Below are 24,101 nucleotides of genomic sequence, written 5' to 3' on the forward strand. Positions count from 1 at the left end.
TTCCCGCCACGACTCGCCACTCCCGCCACTCCCGCCACTCCCGCCACTCCCGCCACGACACGAAGGACCCGCACAGCCTCATGCGACGTCACAGCGTTCAGCTCACCCACGACTCCGCGGTCCTGCCGTGGCTCGGCGCCAACTTCTGGTCGCGTACCGGAGGTCCGCTGATGTGGCGCTCCTACGATCCGGGGACGGTCCGCGAGGAGCTGTCCGTCCTGCGCGAGCACGGCCTGAACATGACCCGTTCCTTCTTCTACTGGCCCGACTTCCACCCCGAGCCGCACCGGGTGGACGAGGAACTGTGCGCGCGTTTCCGGGACTTCCTCGACGCGCACACGGAACAGGGCATGGGCACGGTGCCCACCTTCATCGTGGGTCACATGTCCGGCGAGAACTGGGACCCGGCCTGGCGCGGGGACCGCGACCTGTACGAGGACGTGTGGCTGCTGGGACGGCAGGCCTGGTTCGTGTCGCAGATGACGCGCCGCTTCAAGGACCACCCGGCGGTGACCGGCTGGCTCATCACCAACGAGATGCCCGGGTACGGCCGCGTCTACCAGGTGGACCCGCCCTCCAGCGACGTCGTCACGGCCTGGGCGCAGTTCATGTGCGACGCGGTGCGCGCGGCGGGCGGGACGCAGCCGGTGTCGCTGGGCGACGGGGCCTGGGGGATCGAGGTCACCGGCCGGGACAACGGTTTCTCGCTGCGCCAGACCGCCGAGTACGTCGACTTCGTGGGCCCGCACGTCTACCGCTCGGACACCGACCGGACGCGTCAGCACTACCGGGCGGCCTTCGAGTGCGAACTGGCCGCCGTGACCGGACAGCCGGTGGTGCTGGAGGAGTTCGGCCTGTCCACGGACACCGTGTCGGCGGCGGCGGCCGGTGTCTACTACCGGCAGACGCTGCACAACTCGCTGCTGGGCGGGGCGAGCGGCTGGATGGCGTGGAACAACACGGACTACGACGAGTTGTGGGACCAGTCGCCGTACGACCACCACCCCTTCGAGATGCACTTCGGCATCACCGACGGCTCCGGCCGGCCCAAGCCGCCCCTGCGCGAACTGGCCTCCTTCGCGGCGACCCTGAAGGCGGTGGACTTCCCGCACTGCCGCCGCTGCGACACGGACGCCGCGCTCGTGGTGCCGGCCTTCCTGGAGCGCGGCTACCCCTACAGCCGGCCCGCCGACCGGCCGCTCATCTTCTCCTCGCTGCACCAGGCGTACGTGTCGGCCCACGCCGCCGACCTGCCGGTGGGACTGACCAGGGAGGCGGACGGGATCGACCCGGACGCCCGGCTGTATCTGCTGCCCGCCACCCGGCAGTTGACGACGCGGGGCCGGCGAGCCCTGGAGGAGCGGGCGCGGGCGGGCGCCACGGTGTACCTGTCCTTCTGCTCGGGCGAGCACCCGACGACCCGGGGCCCCTGGTTCCACGGCCTGGACGGGCTGTTCGGCGTCGAGCAGCAACTGACGTACGGGGTGGCGGAACCCATCGAGGACGAGGTCCTGGAGATGACCTTCACCGAGGACTTCGGCTCGATCCCGGCCGGTGAGGTGCTGCGGTTCGCGGTGGCGGGCAACGAGGACAGCAGGGCGTATCTGCCCGTGGTGCCCGCCGGGGCCCGGGTGGTCGCCGTCGACGCACACGGCCGCCCGGCCCTGCTGGTGCACGAACTCGGCTCGGGTCACACGGTGTTGGCGACCTACCCGCTGGAGCACATGGCGGCGAGGACCGCGCGGGTCAACCCCGAGGAGACGCACCGCCTGTACGCGGCGCTCGCCGAACTCTCGGGCGCCCGGCGACCGGTGCGCACGGGAACGCCCGAGGTGGCCGCCGACGTCCTGGTGCACGAGGACGGCCGCGCCTTCGTGTGGCTGGTCAGTCAGAGCGCCGAGGAGACGCAGGTACGTCCGGACTGCGGGGGGCGCGCGTTGCGGGATCTGGACTCGGGGGAACCGGTACGGGAGGTGCCGCTCGCCCCGTACGGGGTACGGGTGTTGGGGCTGGTCTGAGCCGGCCCGGCAGCAGGGCGGCCGGGAGCATTCCCAGGGCCGCGAGGGCGGCGAGCAGGGGTCCGGCGGTGGCGTGCGCGGCGGGCGGGCCCGAGGCCAGGGCGATTCCGAGAACGGGGCCGAGGGTGGCGGCGCTCTGCTTGAGCCCGCCGACGGTCCCGGCGTAGCCGGCGGGCACCTCGGCCACGACGGCCCCGGTGGCGGTGACCATGACGGCGGTGAAGCCGGCGCCGAGCAGCGCCGCCCCGGCTCCGAGGACGAGCCCGGTCCCGCCGTGTCGCGCGCCGCCGGTCACGGCCGCCACGCCGAGGACCAGCAGGACGCTGCCGCCGAGCGCCGTTCGGCGTGGGCCCGCGCGGCGCAGCAGCACAGCGACGGCCGGGGCGCCGAGCACCATCAGCACGGTGAGCGGTGCCATGCGCAGGGCGGCGTCGAACGGTCCGAGACCGCGAGACTCCTGGAGGACGAACGTGGCCTGGAACAGGGTTCCCTGGAGTGCGGCCGAGGAGGCCAGGAGCAGGGCGAGGGAGGCCGCGACCGGACGTGAGCGGGCCACGGCGGACGGCAACAGGGGTGCCGCGGCCCGTCGTTGCTGCGCGAGGAGCAGTGCGCCCAGGACCGCCGTCCCGCCCAGGCCGAGCAGGACGGCGCCGCCGCCCCAGCCGGCCCGCGGCACGGTGGACAGCGTGTGCACGAGGGCGGCGAGCAGTGCTACCAGGAGGGCCGAGCCGAGCAGACCGGCGCGGGGACGGGCGGGGCGGGGCCCGGTGGCCGCCGGTACCCGTACGGCGGTCGTCACGAGGAGGACGGCAAGGGCCACGGGCACGTTGAGGACGAACACCGCGCGCCAGCCGTGGGAGGCGACGAGCGCCCCGCCGACCAGCGGGCCCGCCGCCGAGGCGATCCCGATGCCCGCCGTGCGCAGCGCGACCGCGCCGGGGACCCGGTCCTGCGGGCAGGCGGTGCGCAGCAGGGCGAGCGTCGCGGGCTGCAACAGCGCGCCGCACACTCCCTGGGCGGCGCGCAGCGCCACGATCCAGCCCAGCCCGGGGGCGAGGGCGATACCGGCGGAGGCGGCGGCGAAGCCGAGGCAGCCCAGGCGCAGCAGCCGGACGTGTCCCCAGCGGTCGCCGAGCCGCCCCGCGACGACGAGCAGCGCGGCGACGGCCAGCAGGTAGGCGGTGCTCGTCCACTGCACCTGGGCCGCCGTCGCGCCGAACTCGGCGCCGAGCCGGGGCTGGGCGATCAGCAGAACCGTGCCGTCGAGCGCGACGAGGGCGGCCCCGGTGACGCTCGCGGCGAGCACCGGCCAGGCGGGAGGCCCGGCGTCCCCTTTCACGCGGGCCCGGCCAGGTGGGCGTCGAGTACGGCGGTCAGCAACCGCGCTTCCTCGCCGTTCCCCCCGGGGCCCGCCCCGAGGGCGGGATCGAGGCTGCCCCAGCCCTGCAATTGAGCGAGTCCGTGCAGGTTGGACCAGAGCGCGACCGCCGCCACCTCGGGCACGGGCGCCCCCGGCAGTCCGCGCTCGGCGCGGTGCCGGGCGACGAGGGAGGCGAGCCGCCACAGGAGGGGCAGGCTGGTCTCCCGCAGCGGCGGGAGCGCCGCCGGACGCGCCACCCCCTCGGTCTGCCCGCTCGGTGACGCGGTCCCGTGGTCTGCGGGGGCCTGGGCGCCGCCTTCGAGCAGTTCGTGGCGGAACATCAGCTCGAACATGCCGCGCCGCTCCCGGGCGTACGCGAGGTAGGCGCGGGCCAGGGCGTCGATCTGTTCGCGGGCGCTCGCGGGCGAGTCCTGCGGGGCGGCCCGCTCCAGGCGCTCGGCCAGGTCGGTGAAGCCACTGCGGGCGATCGCCGAGAGCAGCGAGCGGTGGGTGGGGAACCAGCGGCGCGGTGCGCCGTGCGAGACGCCCGCCCTGCGGGCGATCTCCCGCAGGCCGAGCGCCTCGACGCCCCCTTCGAGTACGAGGTCGACACCGACACCGACCAGCCGCTCCCGCAGGGGGGCTTCTGCCGGGACTCGCCCCTTCGGCTGTTCTCTGTCACCACGCATAGACACTGTCTACCAAAAGTGGGTAGACAGTGTCTATGCGTGGTCGGGACGGCGCTTCTGGTGGTTCAGCGCTTGACGCGGACCAGCTTCTTGTTGGCGAACTCCTCCATGCCGTACTTGCCGAGTTCGCGGCCGATGCCGGAGCGCTTGACCCCGCCGAAGGGGAGTTCGGCGGCGGTGCCGCCGGCCTCGTTGATGTAGACCATGCCGGTGTCGAGCTGTTCCGCGACGCGCAACGCCCGCTCCTCGTCGGCGGCGATGGAGGCGCCGAGACCGTACGGCGTGTTGTTGGCCAGCTCGACCGCCTCGGCCTCGGTGTCCACCTTGTAGATCACTGCCGCCGGGCCGAACAGCTCCTCCTGGAAGGCCCGCATCCCGGGGCGCACCCCGGTCAGCACGGTCGGCTCGTACCAGGCGCCCTCGCGCTCGACGCGCTTGCCGCCGGTGAGGACCGTCGCACCGTTCTCGACCGCGTCCTCGATCTGTGCGGCGAGGTTGCGTACCGCCTGCTCGGAGGAGAGCGGGCCCATGAAGGTCTTGGGGTCGCCGGGGTCGCCGGGGGTCACGCCCTTGACCGTCTCGGCGAACTTGGCGGTGAACTCCTCGTACTGGTCGGCCAGGACGATGATGCGCTTGGCGGCGTTGCACGCCTGGCCCGCGTTGCCGAAGCGGCCGAAGAAGGCGGTCTTGACAGCGCGGTTTAGGTCGGCGGGTTCCAGGACCAGGAAGGGGTCGGACCCGCCGAGTTCGAGGACGACCTTCTTGAGGTGGCGCCCCGCCTGCTCGGCCACGGCGGCGCCGGCCCGCTCGGAACCGGTGAGGGACACGCCCTGCACGCGCGGGTCGGCGATGATGTCGGAGACCTGCTCGTTGCTCGCGAACAGGTTGATGTACGCGCCCTCGGCCAGGCCCGCGTCCTGGAAGATCTTCTCCATGGCGAGCGCCGACTCGGGGCACTGCGGGGCGTGCTTGAGCAGGATGGTGTTGCCCAGCATCAGGTTGGGGGCCGCGAACCGGGCCACCTGGTAGTACGGGAAGTTCCACGGCATGATCCCGAGCAGCGGGCCGATGCCCTCCTTGCGGACCACGGCGCTGCCACCGGCGACGACGTCGAGCTCCTCGTCCTGGAGGAAGCCGGGGCCGTTCTTCGCGTAGTAGCGGTAGATGGAGGCGACGATGTCGATCTCGCCCCGGGCCTGGGCGACCGGCTTGCCCATCTCCCGCGTGATGATCGCGGCCAGTTCGTCCTTGCGCTCGGCGTAGAGGGCGGCGACCCGTTCCAGGACGGCCACCCTGTCCTTCACCTCGCTGTCGCGCCGGGCGAGGAAGGCCTGGTGGGAGCGGTCCAGGGCGTCCTGGATCTCGGCGTCGGTGGCCTCGGGGTACTCGCGCTCGGTCACTCCCGTGGCGGGGTTGACGACCTTGTATGCGGTCATGGTGTCCCTTCTGGTGCGGTGCTCGTACGGCTCTTCAGCCACCGTCTCACCGTTCCCCGGGGCCGTGTCCAGCAGGGGCCCTCCCGTTGCGTCAGTCGAGGGGCACGGTGTCGGCCCTCGCGGGTACCCGGTCGCGCACGAGCAGCGAGAGGTCGCCCTTGACGTTGAAGAAGGGGCGCACACGGGTCGTGGTGTCGCGCTCCGGGTGGCTCAGCAGCGTCTCGGGCAGGATGTCGGTCCGCTTGCGGTCCACGACGTCGCCGAGGACCCGGCCGACGGGTATCGGCTCGGAGTCCGGTTCGGGCAGCAGGGCGAAGTCCCACACGTCCTCGGCGGCGCGGCGGCCGGTGAGCGGCATGACGTAGGGCAGTGAGAAGGAGAACGAGCCGCCGCCGTGGTCGCGGGCGGTCAGGGTGAAGCTCTCCGTCCTCGGGTCGCGGGCCTGTGCCCGGACGGTCGCGCCCTCGGCGGGCAGCCGCGCCGCGCCGTGGAGCCGTGCGCTGACCAGCAGTCCGGACTCGCCACTCTCCACGGCCCGGATCTCGGCGTGCGCGGGGCGCTGCCAGGCGCGTACGGCGAGGTAGCCGTCGGCCGTGCGGTAGGGGACCCAGGAGGAGAGTCCCTCGGCGTCGACGACGGGTTCGAGTTCGAGGAGGGCCGCCTGCTCGACGAGCAGGGCCCGCAGCCGGCGCCGCTTTCCGGTGTCCCGGTGTACGAGGTAGGTGTCCCAGCGCCCCTCCGCGAGGCGGTGCGCGCGCCGCTCCAGCAGCACTCTGGGCTCGCCCTCGCCGGGCAGCGGGAGGCGCAGTTCCCTGCCCTCGGGGTCGTGGCGCAGGCGGGCCAGGAAGTCGAGCGGACCGGCGGGGAGGGTATCGGGGCTGAGGGCGATCTCCAGGGCGCCGTCGAAGACGATCCTGGCCCGGGCGGCGGGCGGCCCCGCGGGGCGTGGGAGGGAGGACGCGCCCCGCTCGGGGCCGGCGCCGCGGCGGGGGCGTCGGCGCGGACGGCGGGCGGCCGGTTCCCTGGGGGCGACGACCGCCTTGGCGGCGCGGCCCCGGCTCGGGGTGAGCGCGTCGAGTTCGGCGCGCTCGCGGGCCCGGCGCTGCTCGACGGACCGGAGGATCTCCTCGTAGCGTTCGGCGGTGGCGGCCGGGTCGAACAGGGCGGCGCGGGGGACGGCGGCCCGGCCCAGGCGGTGGCGCAGCGCGCGGTCGTCCATGAGGGAGGCGAGCGCCTGGGCGTAGGCGTCGGTACCTCCCGCCAGGGGGACGAGCAGCCCGTTGCGGTCGTGCTCGATGATCGTCGCGGGGCCGTGCGGGCAGTCGGTCGCGAGGACGGGCACCGCGCAGCGCATCGCCTCCACGATGCCCAGGCCGAAGGGCTCCTCGTCGGAGCTCACGGCGGCGACGGCGGCCTTGGCCCACTCGGTCTCCATCGAGGTGACGGCGCCCATGAGGAACACGCGGTCGTACAGGCCGAGGCTGTCGATGCGGTGGCGCAGCGCGCCGTGCTCGGGGCCGCGGCCGTAGATGCGCAGGCTCCAGCCGGGGCGCTCCGCGCTGACCTTGGCGAAGGCGTCGATGAGCCGGTCGTAGCGTTTTCCCGGCACCAGCCGGCCGGCCGCCACGACGGTCCTGGACTCCCGGGTGGACTCGTGCGCCGCGGTGGCGGGGACGCCGTGCGGGACGGCGTGGACCCGGTCGGCGGCGGTGGGCAGGGCGGCGCGGTAGGCGCGGGCGTCGGCCTCGGTCAGGGTGACGAAGGCGTCCAGGGAGCCGATCGCGCTGTTCTGGTCGGCGCGCAGCCGCTCCCCGTAGGCGTCGAGGAAGCGGTGTTCCTGGCCGATGCGGAGGTAGCGGTCGCTGCCGTGCCGGGCGAGGTAGCCGTTGAGCAGGGGCCGGGTGGCGATCACGGCCTCGGCGTCGGTCCAGGCCAGCCACTCGGTCAGGCGCAGGTCGTGCAGGGTGCGGTAGCGCAGCCGGCCGCGTTCCACGGCGGGGTCGGGGAACATGCGGTGGGTGCCGGTGTTCAGGACGTGGTCGCCCTCGTAGCCGGGGGTGCCCTCGCGCATGTCGATGAGGGCGCCGACGCGGACCCGGGGGTCGAAGGGCAGGGCGGGAACGTCGGCGACGCGGTGGACGCTGACCACCTCGACCTCGTGGCGTTCGGCGAGCGCGGCCGACAGATGGGCGGTGCCCCGGATGGTCGCGCCGATCCCATAGGCGTTGTGGATCAGAAAAGCGATCTTCACTCGGCGGCCTCCCCCAAGCTGTACATCCGGCACACGTATATCCGGTTGTCAGACAAACAAGGATCCGAAAGGTTGCCCTGCGGGGGTCAGGAGTAAGGCGCGTCACACTGAAAGGGCGTGCGCGCGGCAGTCGGCGCGGTCACGCCGGGTTCGTCGGCCGAGCGCGTAGCGCCCCCGCGGGGGCGCTACGGGGGCGGTTCCCTGCGGTCAGCCCTTGTCGCGTCCGTCGATGACGCGGCGGATCTTGCCGACCGAACGCTCCAGGGTGTCGGGGTCGACGACGTCGACGGCGACGCTCACGCCGATGACCTCCTTGATCCGCTGCCCCACGGCGGCGGCCGCGCTCTCGCGCGCCGGGGAGGCGGTGTCGTGGCGGGCCTCGACGCGGACCGTGAGGTGGTCCATGCGGCCCCGGCGGCTCAGCCTGACCTGGAAGTGCGGGGCGAGCGCGGGGGTCTGGAGGACGATCTCCTCGATCTGGCTCGGGAAGAGGTTCACCCCGCGCAGGATGATCATGTCGTCGCACCGTCCGGTGATCTTCTCCATCCGGCGCATCCCGGGCCGCGCGGTGCCCGGCAGCAACCGGGTCAGGTCGCGGGTGCGGTAGCGGATGACCGGCAGCGCCTCCTTGGTCAGCGAGGTGAAGACCAGTTCGCCCGAGGTGCCGTCGGCGAGGACCTCGTCCGTGACCGGGTCGACGACCTCCGGCAGGAAGTGGTCCTCCCAGACGTGCAGGCCGTCCTTGGTCTCCACGCACTCCTGGGCGACGCCGGGCCCCATGACCTCGGAGAGGCCGTAGATGTCGACCGCGTGGATGTCCATGCGCTCCTCGATCTCGCGGCGCATCTCCTCCGTCCACGGCTCGGCCCCGAGGACGCCCACGCGCAGCGAGGTGGACCGGGGGTCCACGCCCTGGCGCTCGAACTCGTCGAGCAGCGTGAGCAGGTACGAGGGGGTGACCATGATGATGCCGGGTTCGAAGTCCTGGATGAGCCGCACCTGGCGGGCGGTCATGCCGCCGGAGGCGGGGATCACGGTGCAGCCGGCCCGTTCGGCTCCGTAGTGCGCGCCGAGCCCGCCGGTGAACAGCCCGTAGCCGTAGGCGTTGTGGAGTCTGTCGCCGGGACGGGCCCCGGCCGCGCGCAGCGAGCGAGCGACGAGGTCCGCCCAGTTCGAGAGGTCCTTCTCGGTGTAGCCGACGACGGTGGGCCGGCCGGTGGTGCCGCTGGAGGCGTGGACGCGGCGGACCTCGCTCTGCGGCACCGCGAACATCCCGAAGGGGTAGGTGTCGCGCAGATCCGCCTTGGTGGTGAAGGGGAACCTGGCGATGTCCTCCAGGGACCGGCAGTCCCCGGGGCGCACGCCCGCCTCCTCGAACTTGCGGCGGTACAGCGGCACGTTGGCCCAGGCGTGGCGCAGGGTGTGCTGGAGCCGCTCCAGCTGGAGCGCCCGGATCTCCTCGCGGCTCATCCGCTCGGCCGCGTCGCGCAGTTCCTCGGGAAGCGGCTCTCCCCGGCGCGGGGCCTTCCCGGTGGGCGGCTCGTCCGGCCAGGACTCCGTCGTACCGGCCTCGGTGAACGTCATGCTGTTTCCTCCACCCCCCGGATCACGCGGCTGCGGCCGCGGAACTCGACGACGACGCCGTGCCGGGGGTCGTCGCGCTCGACGCGTACGCCGTACAGACCGCTGCGGCCGAACCGGGTGCGCTCCCTCGCCCCGGCGACCAGGACGTCCCCCTCGAAGGCGGGGGCGAAGAAATCGATGTCGGCGCCCGCCCCGCGGTCACCGGACCGCGGCTGTTGCAGGCGAGGGCGGAGGCCGTGTCGGCGAGCGTGAACAGAAAGCCGCCGTGGGCGACGCCGTGGCCGCTGACCATGGCTGCGGTCACCGTCATGCGGACCCGGGCGGCGCCGTCCCCCGCCGACAGCAGTTCCCTTCCCAGCCCCTGCGAGGCGGCGTCCCTCGCCCACATGGCCCGCTCGGGACCCGGATCCGGCGGCGCCGCCGCGGCGCCGGGATCTCCCGCCTTCACATGGTGCGTTTCGACCGGCTTCGTGTCACTGCCACGTCCCACGGGCGCTCACCACCCTTGCTGCCCGACCGAACATTCGGTTAGCTTTCGACGGGGTCAGTAATTCAGCATCCGAACAGCCTGTCAAGGGGTCTCATGTCTGCTTCCCGTACGGCCAGGACCGACTTCTTCGCACGTCACGAGGGGCTGCTGCGCAAGGCGGCCGAGGCCGTGACGGAGCGCGGGTACTTCTCGGCCTACCCGGAGTCGCCCAGCAAGTCGGTCTACGGCGAGGAGGCGCCCGCAGCCGGTGAGGCGGCCTTCCGCGCCCGGCTGGAGAGGCCCTTCGACCTGCCCGGCCACCCGGGCGAGGCAGGGGCGGTGGGCGCGGAGGTCTCCCCGTACGGGCTGAAGCTCGGCATCACCTACCCGAAGGTGGACCCGGCCGAGGCCGTGGCCGTCGCCAAGGCGGCGGGCCGCGCGTGGCGGCGCGCCACGCCCGACGAGCGGGCCGGGGTCGCCGCCGAGATCCTCGCGCGGCTCAACGCGGCGAGCTTCGAGATGGCGCACGCCGTGCACCACACGACCGGCCAGCCCTTCGTCATGGCCTTCCAGGCCGGTGGCGCCAACGCGCAGGACCGGGGCCTGGAGGCGGTGGCCTACGCGTGGGCCGCGCAGAAGCAGCACCCGGCGGCCGCCTCCTGGGTCAAGCCGCAGCGCAAGGGCCAGCCGATCGCCCTCGACAAGACCTTCACCCCGGTCGGCCGGGGCGTCTCGTTGCTGATCGCCTGCAACACCTTCCCGACCTGGAACGGCTATCCGGGGCTGTTCGCGAGCCTGGTCACCGGCAACCCGGTGATCGTCAAGCCGCACCCGAACGCCGTGCTTCCGCTCGCGCTCAGCGTCCGCCTCGCCCGGGACGTGCTGACCGAGGCGGGCTTCGACCCGAACCTGGTGCTGCTGGCCGCCGAGGAGGCCGAGGGCCGCTCCGCCCAGCCGCTCGCGACCCACCCGGACGTGCGGATCGTGGACTTCACCGGTTCGACGCGGTTCGGCGACTGGCTGGAGCACAACGCCCGGCAGGCCGCGGTGCACACCGAGAAGGCCGGCCTCAACACCGTCGTCCTCGACTCCACCGACGACTACCAGGGCCTGCTGCGCAACCTGTCGTTCTCCCTGTCGCTCTACAGCGGCCAGATGTGCACGACCCCGCAGAACCTGTACGTGCCCCGCGCCGGCCTGCGCGGCGACCAGGGCGTCAAGACCCCCGCCGAGTTCGCCGCCGACCTCTCCGGCGCCCTCGACAAGCTCCTCGGTGACCCGCAGCGGGCCGCCGGCACGCTCGGCGCCCTCGCGGGCGGCGCGGTCCTGGACCGCGTCGAGCGGGCCCGCTCGGTCGGCAGCGCCCAGTACGGCGGCAGGCCGGTCGAGCACCCCGAGTACCCGCTGGCCGTCCTGCGCACCCCGCTGGTCGCCGTCCTGGACGCCGCCGAGGACGCCGAGGTGTTCCGCAGTGAGTGGTTCGGGCCGGTCTCCTTCGTGATCGCGACCGACTCCACCGAGCACGCCCTCGCCCTGCTGCGCGAGACGATCGGGCGGTACGGCGCGCTGACCGCGACCGTCCACTCCACCGACGCGTCGGTCCTGGACGCCGCCCGCGAGGCGGCCCTCGACGCGGGCGTGCACCTCGCGGAGAACTTCACCGGACAGGTCTTCGTGAACCAGTCCGCGGCCTTCAGCGACTTCCACGGCTCGCAGGCCAACCCGGCCGCCTCGGCGACCCTGACCGACCCGGCTTTTGTCACGGGCCGGTTCGCGGTTCTCCAGTCCCGGCGTCCCGCCACCACCCCCAAGCCCGTCACCACCCCGGAAAAGGAGAGCGACCGTGCCTGACGAGGTCTACCTGATCGACGGCGCCCGCACCCCGCAGGGCCGCTACGGCGGCGCGCTGGCCTCGGTGCGCCCCGACGACCTGGCCGCCCTCGTGGTCGGCGAGGCGGTGCGGCGCGCCGGGATCCCCGGCGAGGCGATCGACGAGGTGATCCTCGGCGCCGCCAACCAGGCCGGCGAGGACAACCGCGATGTCGCCCGCATGGCCGTCCTGCTCGCCGGGCTCCCGCACACCGTCCCCGGATACACCGTGAACCGGCTGTGCGCCTCCGGGCTCACCGCCGTGGCCTCCGCCACGCAGGCGATCCGGGCCGGGGAGGCGCAGCTCGCGGTGGCGGGCGGCGTCGAGTCGATGACCCGCGCCCCCTGGGTCATGGCGAAGCCGGGCACGCCGTGGGCGAAGCCGGGCGAGGTCTTCGACACCTCGCTGGGCTGGCGCTTCGTCAATCCGCGCTTCGCCGCCGCCGACCGTGCCGCGGGCCCCGGCGCGCCGCGCAGCACGCTGAGCATGGGCGAGACCGCCGAGGAGGTCGCCGCGCTCGACGGGACGACCCGGCAGCAGTCAGACGCCTTCGCGCTGCGCAGCCACGAGCGGGCGCTGGCCGCGCAGGAGGCGGGGCGCTTCGACCGCGAGATCGTGCCCGTTCCCGTCCGGGACGGCGAGGTCGCCCGGGACGAGGGCCCGCGCCCCGGCTCCTCGATGGAGAAGCTCGGCAAACTGCGTACGGTCTTCCGGGACGGCGGCATCGTGACCGCGGGGTCCTCCTCGCCGCTCTCGGACGGCGCCTCGGCGCTGGTCGTGGCGAGCGCGGCGGCCGTCGAGCGGTTCGGGCTGACGCCCCGGGCCCGGATCGTGGCCTCCGCCTCGGCCGGTGTGGAGCCGCACCTCATGGGTCTCGGCCCGGTACCGGCCACGCTCAAGGCACTGGACCGGGCCGGCTGGTCCGCCGACAGCCTCGACGCCGTCGAACTGAACGAGGCCTTCGCCGCCCAAGCCATCGGCGTGATCAACCGCCTCAAGCTCGACGAGGCCAAGGTCAACGCGGACGGCGGGGCCATCGCCCTGGGCCATCCGCTGGGCTCCTCCGGCTCCCGCATCCTGCTGACCCTGCTGGGCCGTCTGGAGCGCGAGGACGCCCGGCGGGGCCTCGCGACCCTGTGCGTCGGCGTCGGCCAGGGCGTGGCGCTCCTCGTGGAGCGGGTGTGAGCACGGTGCGCACGGGCCTCGCGGGACTGCCCGCGTTCGAGACCCTGGATGTCGAGGCCGGAGAGGACCGGGTGGTCGTCACCCTGAACCGCCCCGAGGCGCGCAACGCGATCAGCGGCCTGATGGTCCGCGAGCTGCACACGGTGTGCGAGCTGCTGGAGCGCGAGCCCCGGATGCTGCTGCTGACCGGCGCGGGCGGCACCTTCGCGGGCGGCGCCGACATCGCGGAGCTGCTGGAGCGCGGCCGGGACCAGGCGCTCCAGGGCGTCAACAGCCGGCTGTTCGAGCGGGTGCGGCGGCTGCCGATGCCGACGCTCGCCGCCGTGGACGGCTGGGCCCTGGGCGGCGGTGCGGAGCTGAGCTACGCGTGCGACCTGCGGATCGCGGGGCCGAAGGCCGTCTTCGGCAACCCGGAGCCGGGCCTGGGCATCCTCGCGGCGGCCGGCGCCTGCTGGCGGCTGCCCGAGCTGGTCGGCGAGTCCGTCGCCAAGCAGGTCCTGCTCGCGGGCCGCACGCTGGACGCGGGGGCGGCGCTGGGCTGCGGACTGGTGATGGACGTGGTGGCGGCCGAGGAGCTGCTGCCGGCCGCGCACGCCGTACTGGACCGGATGGCGCAGTCCTCCGCGACGGCGTTGCGGCTGACCAAGCTGGTCGTGGACTCCCCCGGGGCGCACCCGGTCGCGGACGACCTCGCGCAGGCCGTCCTGTTCGAGGGGCAGGACAAGAAGGACCGTATGACGGGATTCCTGGACAAGAAGCGCGACCGGGACACCGGCAGCGGGCACACGTCGGGTAGCGGACGGAAGGAGGTCCAGGCATGAGCGCGGAAGTACCGCGGTACGCCGCGGTGATCGGTGGCGGCCGGATGGGCGCGGGCATCGCCCAGTCCTTCGCGACCGCCGGGACGCGGGTCACCGTGGTGGAGCAGGACAGGGAGGCCGCCGCGAGGGTGCGGGAGCGGATCGCCGGTTCGCTGGAGCGTGCCGGGGGACGGGGCCTGCTGCCCGCCGCGCCCGCCGAGATCCTGGAGCGCCTGTCCTTCGTGGGCGGCCTCGCCCGGCTGCCCGAGGGGGTCGAGCTGGTCGTCGAGGCCGTACCGGAGATCGCGGGGCTCAAGGCGGAGCTGCTCGCTGCGGCCGAGAAGGCCGTCGGGACGGACACCGTGCTCGCGACCAACACGAGCTCCCTCTCGGTGACCGAGCTGTCGGCGGCGCTGACGCGTCCCGGCCGTTTTCTCGGGATGCACTTCTTCAACCCGGTGCCCGCCTCCTCGCTGGTCGAGCTGGTCGTGGCGGCCGGAACGGAGCGGTCGGCCGTGGACCGGGCGCTCGCCTGGACCGCGGGCCTCGGCAAGAAGGACGTCGTGGTCAAGGACTCCCCCGGCTTCGCGAGCAGCCGCCTCGGGGTGGCTCTCTGCCTGGAGGCGATCCGGATGGTCGAGGAGGGCGTCGCCGAGCCCGAGGCCATCGACGACGCGATGGCGCTGGGCTACAAGCACCCGATGGGTCCGCTGCGCCTGACCGACCTCGTCGGCCTCGACGTACGGCTCGCGATCGCCGAGTACCTGCACAGCACCCTCGGCGAACGTTTCGCGCCCCCGCGGTTGCTGCGCGACAAGGTGGCCCGGGGCGAACTGGGCCGCTCCAGCGGACAGGGCTTCTACCGATGGGAGAGCTGATCCCCGTGACCGTCGAGCGGCAGCTGACCGTCACCCGGCACCGGCACGAGTTCCCGCGAAAGGACGTGAGGGCATGAGCGACACCGCTGCGGTCACCCCGCCCGAAGGGGCCGAGGACCGGCTCCAGGAGTACTTCGACACGACCATCGCCCGCGACCAGCGGGTGGAGCCGCGCGACTGGATGCCCGAGGGGTACCGCAGGACGCTGGTGCGGCAGATCGCCCAGCACGCGCACTCCGAGATCATCGGGATGCAGCCGGAGGGCGACTGGATCACCCGCGCCCCTTCACTGCGCCGCAAGTCGATCCTGTTCGCGAAGGTCCAGGACGAGGCCGGGCACGGCCTCTACCTGTACAGCGCGGCGGAGACGCTGGGCGCGGACCGCGCCGAGCTGACCGGGATGCTGATCAGCGGCCGGCAGAAGTACTCCTCGATCTTCAACTACCCGACGCCGAGCTTCGCCGACGTCGGTGTCATCGGCTGGTTCGTGGACGGCGCCGCCATCTGCAACCAGGTGCCGCTGTGCCGCACCAGCTACGGGCCGTACGCGCGGGCCATGATCCGCGTGTGCAAGGAGGAGTCCTTCCACCAGCGCCAGGGCTACGAACTGCTCATGACGATGATGCGGGGCACCGGGGCCCAGCGGCGGATGGTCCAGGACGCGGTGGACCGCTGGTGGTGGCCCTCGCTGATGATGTTCGGGCCGCCGGACGACAACTCCCCGAACTCGGAGCGTTCGATGGCGTGGAAGATCAAGCGGCACTCCAACGACGAACTGCGGCAGCGCTTTGTCGACATGACGGTGCCGCAGGCCGAACACCTGGGCGTGACGCTGCCCGACCCGGAGCTGCGGTGGAACGAGGAGGAGGGGCGCCACGACTTCGGCACCCCCGACTACGCGGAGCTGACGCGGGTCATCAAGGGCGACGGCCCCTGCAACAGGGAACGGGTGGAGCGGCGCAGGGCCGCCCACGAGGACGGCGCCTGGGTGCGCGAGGCGGCCGCCGCGTACGCCGCGAAGCACTCGGGCAGTGAGCGGACGGAGATCGCGGCATGAGCACGGACGAGAAGCAGCCGGTGCGGGACTCCTGGCCGTTGTACGAGATCTTCGTACGCGGCAAGCGGGGCCTCAACCACGTGCACGTCGGTTCGCTGCGCGCGGCCGACGACCGGATGGCGCTGACCAACGCGCGGGACCTGTACACGCGCCGCAACGAGGGGGTGTCGATCTGGGCGGTGCGCAGCGACGCCATCGCCGCCTCGGCCCCGGACGAGAAGGACCCCTTCTTCGCACCCAGCGGCGACAAGGTGTACCGGCACCCGACCTTCTACGAGATCCCCGCGGACGTCCCGCACATCTGAAGCCCGCCGGGTTCTCGCGTACACATCGCATCCTTTCCGTACATCTAGGAGCAGGGGTCACATGAGTGACGATCACCTGAATCTGTCGCTGGCCGACTCCTCGGCGGACGGCGACGCGCGCTGGGCTTTCGGCACGGGCTTCGAGGACCCGCTGCACGGGGTGGACACGAGCCTGCCGGCCGGGGTGGACGCGCCGGTGCTCACCGCGTTGTGCGTGGCGCTCGCCGACGACGCGCTGGTGAGTGCGCAGCGGCTCGCGCAGTGGGTGACCGCCGCGCCCGAGCTGGAGATCGAACTGGCCCTCGCCAACATCGGCCTGGACCTGCTCGGCCAGGCGCGGCTGCTGTACGCCCGGGTCGGCCAGATCGACGGCACGGGCCGAGGCGAGGACCACTACGCCTACTTCCGGGACGCCGCCGAGTTCCGCAACATCCGGCTCGCCGAACTGCCCAACGGCGACTTCGCGTTCTCGGTGGCCCGGCTGCTCGCGGGCTCCGCATGGCGGCTGTCCCTGTTCCAGCGGCTCACCTCGGCGCCCGACCCGGTGCTCGCGGCGATCGCCGCGAAGGGCGTCAAGGAGCTGGCCTACCACCGCCAGTTCGCCGCCGACTGGGCGGTGCGCCTGGGGGACGGCACCGAGGAGTCGCGCCGCCGGATGGCGGCGGCGGTCGCCGAGGTCACGCCCTGGCTCGGCGAGCTGGCCGAGGACACCTCGGCCGCCCCCCTCGGGGTCGACGCCGAGGAGGTCGCCACCGAGACGCGCGACGTGTGGGAGCAGGTCCTGACGGCCGCCGGTCTGGCGGTGCCCGCCGCCGCGCCGGTGCCGGGCAGCGGCAGGTCCGGTGACCGTACGGAACACCTGGAGCCGCTACTCACCGAGCTTCAGGCCGTCGCCCGCGCCCATCCCGGAGCGACGTGGTGACCGGGGCGGCGAGCACTCCGCACCAGGTCCCGGCGGACCTCGCCGGCGCCTGGGAGGCCGCGGCGCGGGTCCGGGACCCGGAGCTGCCGATGCTGACCCTCGCGGACCTCGGCGTGCTGCGGGGCGTGGCCCACGACGAGGACGGCACCCTCGTCGTGTCCCTGACCCCGACGTACTCGGGCTGCCCCGCGATGGCCGAGATGCGCGCGTCGACGGTACGGGCGCTGCGGGAGGCGGGGTACGGCGAGGCGCGGGTGCGGACCGTGCTCGACCCGCCCTGGACCACCGACTGGATCACCGGGAAGGGAAGGGCCGCGCTCGCGGCACACCACATCGTCCCACCGGGACCGGCCCCCCGCCGTCGCACGGGCCCGGTACCCCTGAGCCTGTCGCCCGCCCGCCGCCGCGAGGAGGTGCCGTGCCCGCAGTGCGGAGCGAGCGACACCGAGGAACTCTCCCGCTTCTCGGCGACCTCCTGCCGCGCCCTGCACCGGTGCCGGTCCTGCGGTGAGCCCTTCGAACGCTTCAAGGAGATCTGAGGCACGGCGGCCGCGGCACACCACCAGGGCCGGAAGCGCGGATCCCTCGCGTTACGGCGGTCGCGGGGACGCGACCGCCGTACCGTCAGGAGGTTATTCCCACGCCCTTGTTGGCATGATCTTGACACTGGCGCGGAGGGATGGTGGTCGAGTCCACCCCACCACCTGACCGTGATGGCCCACTTCCGTGGAGGTGCAGGACCCGTATGCGTGAAAGTCATCCGTACTGTCTTCCCCGTGCCCCCCGGCTCCCGCTGTTCGGCGCCGTCGTGCTGTTGGCCCTCGGAACGATCTCCGCTCCGGCCCAGGCGGGCGCACAGCCGGCCACCGCGGCGTCTCCCGCCTCCAGCACCTCGTCGGCGGCCCCGCCCGTCGTCACCCCCACCCCCCAGCGCATGCAGTCGGCGGGGCGCGATCTCCGTGTTCCACGACGCGTGCGCCTCGTCCTGGGCGCCGACGTCGACGCGCCCAGTACGGAGGCCATCAAGCAGGCGCTGGCCTCGGCCGGGGCGCGTGACATCGACACGAGTACGACCGAAGACGCCGCCCCGGCGTCGCGCGGCCACGGAGCGCTCACGGTCGTGGCCGGTTCCCTCCAGGACCCGGCAGTGGCCAACGCCCTGCACGCCACCGGCGGCACCGTACCCGGCGACCTGGTCGCCGAGGGCTACTCCCTCGCTTCGCGGGGCGACACCATCGTGCTCGCCGGCAATGACGGGGACGGCGTCTACTACGCCGCCCAGACACTGCGACAGCTGGTGACCGGGAAGCACACCGTGGCGGCCGTGTCGATCACCGACCACCCGGCCATGCCCCATCGCGGCAGCATCGAGGGCTTCTACGGCGCCCCCTGGTCGCACACGGACCGCGTCGACCAGCTCGCCTTCTACGGCGACATCAAGGCCAACACCTACATCTACACGCCCAAGGACGACGCCTACCTGAGGGAGGAGTGGCGCGAGCCCTACCCCGCCGACAAACTGGCCGACCTGCGTGAACTGATCGAGCAGGCCGACGCACACCACGTCGACTTCACCTACGCGATCTCCCCCGGCCTCTCCGTCTGCTACAGCGACCCCGGAGACATCAGCGCCCTCAAGAAGAAGTTGGGCACCCTCTACGACCAGGGTGCCCGCAGTTTCTACGTGGCGCTCGACGACATCAGCTACACCAAGTGGAACTGCGCCGCCGACCAGGAGAAGTACGGCGCCCCTGGCAGGGGCAGCGCGGGGCAGGCCCAGGCCGACCTGCTCAACACCGTGCAGCACGACTTCATCGACACCCGCTCCGGTGCCGAGCCTCTCCAGTTCGTGCCCACCGAGTACTCCGACACCGCCGACTCCGCCTACAAGTCCGTGCTGCGCGAGCGGCTGGACCCGAAGGTGGTCGTGCAGTGGACGGGGACGGACGTCGTTCCGCCCTCGATCAGCAGGGCGGACGCCGAGGCCGCCTCCGCTGTGTGGGGACGCAAGGTGTTCCTCTGGGACAACTATCCGGTCAACGACTACGGGCAGACGACGGGCCGCCTGCTGATGGCCCCCTACGACAAGCGGGAAGCCGGGCTGCACCAGGCGCTGAGCGGCATCGTGCTCAACCCGATGAACCAGGCCGCGGCGAGCAAGGTAGCTCTCTTCGGCGGAGCCTCGTTCGCCTGGAACGACGAGGACTACGATCCCGACCGCACCTGGCGCGCGGCGGCCGACTACCTGGCCGGCGGTGACCGGGCCACCGCCCGGGCCCTGCTGGCCTTTTTCGACACCGAACATCTCGCTCCGACCTTCGGCGACACGGACTGGCAGCCGCAGGCACCCGAACTGAGCAGGCGGCTCGCCGACTTCTCCCAGGCGTGGAAGGGCGGCGGCCGAGCCCGTCGGCAAGCCGCGCTGCGAGAGCTCGGAGCGTACGCCGACGTGTTGGCCGGGGCTCCGGAGCAGGTACGCGCCGGGGTACGGGACCCGGCTTTCCTGGCGCAGACGAAGCCGTGGCTGGACGCCCTCGACGTGTGGGGCAGCGCACTGAACGCCACCCTGGACGGGCTGGCCGCCACCCTGCACTCGGGCAGCGGCCAGGCGGACTTCACCAGGGCCGCCGACCTGGCCGAGCGGGCCGCCACGTTCACCACCATCCCGGGCACCACCCGGCCGCAGGGCCCAGTCAAGGTGGCCGACGGGGTACTGGACACGTTCATCGCACAGGCGCCGAAGATGTGACACACGCCGCCGGGCGTCCGGACCCGGCACCCGGCGGCGTTCTCGCGGTGCGCGGTTTCGAGGAACATCACTACAACCGGCCTCGTCCGGGACACCGCCACCGAGCATTCCGCGAGGCCACCCGGCCACGTCGCTCACCTTGGTTCTCTCCCCGGAGCACCTCCCGCACGCACGCTCCGGCGTCCCAGGCGGCGAAGAACCTCGCGGCCAACCGTCCCGTCGGTCCCGGCCTCCCCCGCCCTCCTGACGGCCGGACACCGCCCCGTCGCCGGGCACCCTGTCCGACCGCCTCACACGCGGGTCCGGCAGGAGCGGCGGCACGCCGGGGCGACGGACTCGCGTCCGCCGCCCGTCCGGACCCCGCGATCTGTGGGCGTCAGTTGTCGGTGAGCAGGCCGGTGCGGAGGGCGGTCAGGGTGCGGTTCAGGAGCCGGGAGACGTGCATCTGGGAGACGCCGAGTTCGGCTCCGATCTGTGCCTGGGTCATCTCCCGCACGAAGCGCATGTCGATGATCCGCCGTTCCCGCTCGTCGAGTTGTTCCAGGAGCGGGGCCAGGGCGTGGAGATTCTCGATGAGTTCGATCTCGGGGTCGCAGTCACCGCGGATGTCGGCCAGCGTCTGACCGGAGCCGTCGGCCTCGCCGGAACCGTCGACGGGCAGGTCCAGGGAGCCGGCGGTGTAGCCGTTGGAGGCGACGAGCCCCTCGATGATCTCCTCCTCGCTCAGGCCGAGGTCCTGGGCGAGTTCGGCGATCGTCGGCTTGCGGCCCTGGACGGTCGACAGGCGTTCCTGGGCGCGGGCCAGGTCGACCCGCAGTTCCTGGAGGCGGCGCGGCACGTGGACGGCCCAGGTCGTGTCCCGGAAGAACCGCTTGATCTCCCCGACGATGTAGGGGATGGCGAAGGAGGTGAACTCCACCTCGCGGGAGAGGTCGAAACGGTCGATGGCCTTGATCAGACCGATGGTGCCCACCTGGAGGAGGTCCTCCATGTCACCGTTGCCGCGGTTGCGGAAGCGGTTCGCGGCGAACCGCACCAGCGTCTGGTTCATCTCGATCAGTGTGTTGCGCGCGTACTGGTACTCGCGCGTGCCCTCCTCCAGGACCTGCAACCGGTCCAGGAAGAGCTTCGACAGTTGCCGCGCGTCCTTCGGCGCGATCCTGCCCGTGTCCTCGATCCAGGGCAGCTCCCCAACGGACCGCCGAGCGCCCTCGGCGCCGACCGTGCCCTGTTGTTCGGGAGACGTCTGTGTCGACGGGAAAACGCTCACGTCATCACCTTCACGTCGTGGGTTGCTCGGGGAGCTTCTGCCCCCGTCCCGCGACGCTACCCTTCGCAGAGGACAACAGTTTCCATGCGGCACCATTTCGACGAGAAAATGCTGGCCAAGACCTGAGGCGAAGCCCCTCGCCGATGATCGAGGGCCCCGAGAAGGAATCCGCCCCGCCGAGTGAGCGCCGCACGAAGGCGGCGGGCAGACGGACCGTGCCCGACAGCCGAGGGCCATCGAGACATCACCGGCTTGTTCCGGGCGGGTTAAACGGCCGTGCGCAAACGCTTGACCATGCCGATGAGCGCTTCTACTCTCATGCTCAATCGTTTGACCAGGAGGGCGTTATGCAGGACCGCGTGTTTTTTCAGCCAGACGACGGCTGGGTCGGAGACGTCATCCCCTTCGAACGGGACGGTGCGCTGCACCTCTTCTACCTGCACGAACAGCGCGAGGTGCCGAAGCCGGGAACCTCGTGGTCCCTGATCAGCACCAGCGACCTGCTGCACGTCGTGGACGAGGGCACCGCACTGCCGCACGGCGGCGCGGGCGAGGCCGACTTCAACGCCTACACCGGGAGTGTGGTGCGTGACGACGAAGGCGTGCAGCACCTTTTCTACACGGGGCAGAACCCGGCGATCCGGGGTGCGGACGGGAAGCCGGTGCAGGTGGTCATGCACGCCACAAGTACGGGGTCGCTGACCTCGTGGACCAAGCACCCCGAGCACACCTTCGGCGCTCCGGAGGGATACGAGAGCGCCGACTGGCGCGACCCGTTCGTGTTCTTCGACGAGAGCCGCGGGGTGTGGCGGATGCTGATCGCCGCCCGGCACCGTGCAGGCGCCGAGCGCCGTCGCGGGGTGATCGCGCAGTGCGAATCCAGCGATCTGCAGAGCTGGAAGCCTGTGGAGCCCTTCTGGGACCCGCGCCGTTACATCACGCACGAATGCCCCGAGGTCTTCCGGCTCGGGGACTGGTGGTACCTGGTCTACTCGGAGTTCTCGGAGTCCTTCACGACGCGGTATCGCATGGCGAGGAGCCCGGACGGACCGTGGAGTGTTCCCCCCCGGGACACGGTCGACGGGCGGGCCTTCTACGCGGCGAAGTCGGCGGAGTTCGGCAGTCGCCGTATCTTCGCCGGATGGATCGCCAGCAAGGAGGGCGGCACCGACGAGGGGCCGTGGCAGTGGGCGGGCACCATGTCCCTCCTGGAGGCCGTCCAGAACGCGGACGGCACACTGGCCTTCACCCTCCCCGAGGAGATCCTCGCCGCTTTCGGCGAAGAGGTACCCCACGGCATCGCCCCGGCCACGCTCTGCGCCGACGACGGCTTCGTCTGCGCGGTCGGAACCGAGCCGCTGCCCGCCCAGTGCTCCATCCATGCCGAGTTCGACGTCTCCCCCGGCACCACCGAGTGCGGTCTGCTGCTGCGGACGAGCGAGGACGGTGACCGGGGGTACGTCGTGCGCCTGGAGCCCGGCCGCTCACGGCTCGTACTCGACCGCTGGCCCCGCCCCCGCACCGGCGGCGAGCAGTGGCAGATCTCCGGCGACGTCCCGCACGCGATCGAGCTGGAACGGCCCGCTGACCTGGGCGGCCGGCGGCACACCCTCGACATAGTGATCGAACAGGACCTCGCTGTCGTCGTCCTGGACCGTCAGGTCTGCCTCAGCACACGCCTCTACGACACCTCGCACCACAATCTGGGCGTCTTCGTAGGAGAGGGATCCGCCGAACTGCTCGGCCTGCGGGTCCACATACGCGGTACCACCGGCTGACGTCTCCGGACCCGTCTCCCCCTGCCTTCTTCCTCCCGCCACCGCACCATTCGTCACCCGCACCCACCGTTCGAAGGAGAACGCCGGTGAAAAGAACGCTCACCACGGCGGCCGTGGCGCTGTCCCTGTCCCTGTCCCTCATGCTGTCCCTCTCCGGTTGCGCCGGGGAGGACGAGGGGGCGGCAGCAGCGGCCACGCGTGTCGACCCGTCCGGTGCCGTGCGCCCCCATGAGATCTCCTGGCTCCTGTCCCGCCCGGCCGACGGAGCCGTCATCCACACCATGCGCGTACTCGCCAAGGAGTACGCGGCCTCACACCCCGGGTTCAAGCTGAACTTCATCACCACCCCGGACCGTCCCTCCTACATCCAGAAGTACGAGACGCTCGCGGCGGCCGGAAAGCTTCCGGAGCTGTTCGACACGGACGCGACACCCTTCGCCCGGAAACTCGCGGATCACGGCCGGATGATGGACGCCGACAAGTTGCTGCGCAGCCTCGGCCTCTACGACCGCTACCGTCCGGCCGCGCTCGACTACCAGCGTTTCGACGACGGTTCGCTCTACACGATCCCCTTCGAGTACGGCGCGGAGTACTTCTGGTACAACAAGGAGCTCTTCAGGAAGGCAGGCGTGCGGCCGCCGAAGTCGCTCGACGACTTCCCAGCGATGTGCCGCGCCCTGCACCAGGCCGGCATCACGCCGATCGCGCTCGACGGCCAGGACCAGTGGCCTTTGGAGCGGTACGCCGCCTACCAGCCCTTCCGCGCCGAGGGGCCGTCCTGGATCAGCCGGCTCAAGCAGGCGAAGGCGAAGTTCAGCGACCCGGCGGGACACAGAACCGTCACCTGGCTCAGCGACCTCGGCAAGGCGGGCTGCTTCCAGAAGGGCTTCTCCTCGGTGGGCTACGCCGACGCGCAGAATCTCTTCACCTCCGGCAAGGCCGCCGTGTACAACATCGGCACCTGGGAGCTGAAAAGCCTGGCGACGACCGCTCTCGACCCTGCCGTCCGTGACGACGTCGACTTCTTCACCCTCCCCCTCACCCGGGGCTCGGTCACCGGCGCCGACGAGTTCATGGCCCCTTCCGGGATCGGCATGGCGGTCAACTCCCGTACTTTCGACCCGCTGGTGCGCGACTTCCTCAAGTTCGCGCTCACCCGCTACCCGCAGAAGTACGCGGCCGCCGGGGAACTCGCGCCGACCTCCGACGCGCGGACCGCGATCCCGAAGAACGCCACCTCGCTCTACCGCAGGGCGGTCGCCGCCGCGGACGACATCGGCGACGACGTCGCGGTGCCCTGGGACACCCAGCTCGACCCCACTTCCAACAGCAAGCTCCAGCAGGAACTCGTCCTGCTCGTCCAGGGCGACACCTCCCCCTCCTCGTTCGTCTCGAAGATGGACTCCGTCATAGGCAGGAACGCGCAGAGGTACGCCAAGTGATCTCCTCCACTGCCCCGCGCGGGCGCCTTCGCCGGACC

General features: G+C 72.2%; 17 protein-coding genes and 2 pseudogenes. 12 read left to right on the forward strand and 7 right to left on the reverse strand.

Annotation, left to right across the window (positions count from 1 at the left end):
* The first annotated feature begins 80 nt into the window (after nucleotides 1-80).
* Nucleotides 81-2,018, forward strand: coding sequence for a cellulase family glycosylhydrolase (locus AB0J21_RS20110; RefSeq protein ID WP_363147371.1), 1,938 nt, complete (start codon nucleotides 81-83; stop codon nucleotides 2,016-2,018).
* Nucleotides 2,019-2,025: 7 nt separating this feature from the next.
* Here the strand turns inward: AB0J21_RS20110 and AB0J21_RS20115 are convergent.
* From AB0J21_RS20115 to paaI, 6 genes and pseudogenes are all read right to left on the reverse strand, one after another.
* Nucleotides 2,026-3,357, reverse strand: a pseudogene (locus tag AB0J21_RS20115) (MFS transporter); the annotation flags it as partial.
* On the reverse strand, nucleotides 3,354-4,067 hold the full coding sequence (locus AB0J21_RS20120) for a TetR/AcrR family transcriptional regulator (protein ID WP_363147372.1): 714 nt from the start codon (nucleotides 4,065-4,067) through the stop codon (nucleotides 3,354-3,356). The pseudogene AB0J21_RS20115 and the gene AB0J21_RS20120, both read right to left, overlap by 4 nt.
* Before the next feature lie 65 nt (nucleotides 4,068-4,132).
* The gene (locus AB0J21_RS20125; RefSeq protein ID WP_363147373.1) at nucleotides 4,133-5,503 is read right to left on the reverse strand and encodes an NAD-dependent succinate-semialdehyde dehydrogenase; all 1,371 of its coding nucleotides are present in this window, start codon (nucleotides 5,501-5,503) and stop codon (nucleotides 4,133-4,135) included.
* Nucleotides 5,504-5,594: 91 nt separating this feature from the next.
* A complete protein-coding gene (locus AB0J21_RS20130) occupies nucleotides 5,595-7,754 on the reverse strand; it encodes a glycosyltransferase (RefSeq protein ID WP_363147374.1) in 2,160 nt (719 codons plus the stop codon).
* A gap of 207 nt (nucleotides 7,755-7,961) precedes the next feature.
* Nucleotides 7,962-9,338, reverse strand: a complete 1,377-nt coding sequence (gene paaK / locus AB0J21_RS20135) for a phenylacetate--CoA ligase PaaK (protein WP_363147375.1) — start codon at nucleotides 9,336-9,338, stop codon at nucleotides 7,962-7,964.
* Nucleotides 9,335-9,726: pseudogene (paaI, locus tag AB0J21_RS20140) on the reverse strand (hydroxyphenylacetyl-CoA thioesterase PaaI). The gene paaK and the pseudogene paaI overlap by 4 nt, the downstream one beginning before the upstream one ends.
* Before the next feature lie 195 nt (nucleotides 9,727-9,921).
* Here paaI and paaN point away from each other — a divergent pair.
* The 9 genes from paaN to AB0J21_RS20185 all read left to right on the forward strand — a co-directional run bounded on the left by paaN (nucleotide 9,922) and on the right by AB0J21_RS20185 (nucleotide 19,573).
* A complete protein-coding gene (gene paaN, locus AB0J21_RS20145; RefSeq protein WP_363147376.1) occupies nucleotides 9,922-11,658 on the forward strand; it encodes a phenylacetic acid degradation protein PaaN in 1,737 nt (578 codons plus the stop codon).
* On the forward strand, nucleotides 11,651-12,862 hold the full coding sequence (locus AB0J21_RS20150) for a thiolase family protein (RefSeq protein WP_363147377.1): 1,212 nt from the start codon (nucleotides 11,651-11,653) through the stop codon (nucleotides 12,860-12,862). Before paaN ends, AB0J21_RS20150 begins: the two co-directional genes overlap by 8 nt.
* Entirely contained in the window at nucleotides 12,859-13,683 is an 825-nt protein-coding gene (locus AB0J21_RS20155; protein WP_363147378.1) for an enoyl-CoA hydratase/isomerase family protein, read from the forward strand. Before AB0J21_RS20150 ends, AB0J21_RS20155 begins: the two co-directional genes overlap by 4 nt.
* Entirely contained in the window at nucleotides 13,680-14,540 is an 861-nt protein-coding gene (locus AB0J21_RS20160) for a 3-hydroxyacyl-CoA dehydrogenase family protein (protein ID WP_363147379.1), read from the forward strand. Before AB0J21_RS20155 ends, AB0J21_RS20160 begins: the two co-directional genes overlap by 4 nt.
* Nucleotides 14,541-14,613: 73 nt before the next feature.
* On the forward strand, nucleotides 14,614-15,597 hold the full coding sequence (paaA, locus tag AB0J21_RS20165) for a 1,2-phenylacetyl-CoA epoxidase subunit PaaA (protein WP_363147380.1): 984 nt from the start codon (nucleotides 14,614-14,616) through the stop codon (nucleotides 15,595-15,597).
* Nucleotides 15,594-15,902, forward strand: a complete 309-nt coding sequence (gene paaB / locus AB0J21_RS20170) for a 1,2-phenylacetyl-CoA epoxidase subunit PaaB (RefSeq protein WP_363147382.1) — start codon at nucleotides 15,594-15,596, stop codon at nucleotides 15,900-15,902. The genes paaA and paaB overlap by 4 nt, the downstream gene beginning before the upstream one ends.
* A gap of 61 nt (nucleotides 15,903-15,963) precedes the next feature.
* Nucleotides 15,964-16,824, forward strand: coding sequence for a 1,2-phenylacetyl-CoA epoxidase subunit PaaC (gene paaC, locus AB0J21_RS20175; protein WP_363147383.1), 861 nt, complete (start codon nucleotides 15,964-15,966; stop codon nucleotides 16,822-16,824).
* Nucleotides 16,821-17,363, forward strand: coding sequence for a 1,2-phenylacetyl-CoA epoxidase subunit PaaD (paaD, locus tag AB0J21_RS20180; RefSeq protein ID WP_363147384.1), 543 nt, complete (start codon nucleotides 16,821-16,823; stop codon nucleotides 17,361-17,363). The genes paaC and paaD overlap by 4 nt, the downstream gene beginning before the upstream one ends.
* 206 nt (nucleotides 17,364-17,569) lie before the next feature.
* Nucleotides 17,570-19,573, forward strand: a complete 2,004-nt coding sequence (locus AB0J21_RS20185) for a beta-N-acetylglucosaminidase domain-containing protein (RefSeq protein WP_363147385.1) — start codon at nucleotides 17,570-17,572, stop codon at nucleotides 19,571-19,573.
* 376 nt (nucleotides 19,574-19,949) lie between these two features.
* Here the strand turns inward: AB0J21_RS20185 and AB0J21_RS20190 are convergent, their stop codons facing one another.
* Nucleotides 19,950-20,759, reverse strand: a complete 810-nt coding sequence (locus AB0J21_RS20190) for an RNA polymerase sigma factor SigF (RefSeq protein ID WP_363147633.1) — start codon at nucleotides 20,757-20,759, stop codon at nucleotides 19,950-19,952.
* Nucleotides 20,760-21,202: 443 nt separating this feature from the next.
* Here AB0J21_RS20190 and AB0J21_RS20195 point away from each other — a divergent pair, with 443 nt between their 5' ends.
* Nucleotides 21,203-22,621, forward strand: a complete 1,419-nt coding sequence (locus AB0J21_RS20195; protein WP_363147386.1) for a family 43 glycosylhydrolase — start codon at nucleotides 21,203-21,205, stop codon at nucleotides 22,619-22,621.
* An 86-nt stretch (nucleotides 22,622-22,707) separates the two neighbouring features.
* Nucleotides 22,708-24,063 (forward strand): extracellular solute-binding protein, encoded by a 1,356-nt coding sequence (locus AB0J21_RS20200; protein WP_363147387.1) that lies wholly within the window; start codon nucleotides 22,708-22,710, stop codon nucleotides 24,061-24,063.
* The last annotated feature ends 38 nt before the right edge of the window (nucleotides 24,064-24,101 follow it).

Origin of the sequence: Streptomyces sp. NPDC049954 (assembly GCF_040656295.1) — a bacterium.
Classification (GTDB): domain Bacteria; phylum Actinomycetota; class Actinomycetes; order Streptomycetales; family Streptomycetaceae; genus Streptomyces.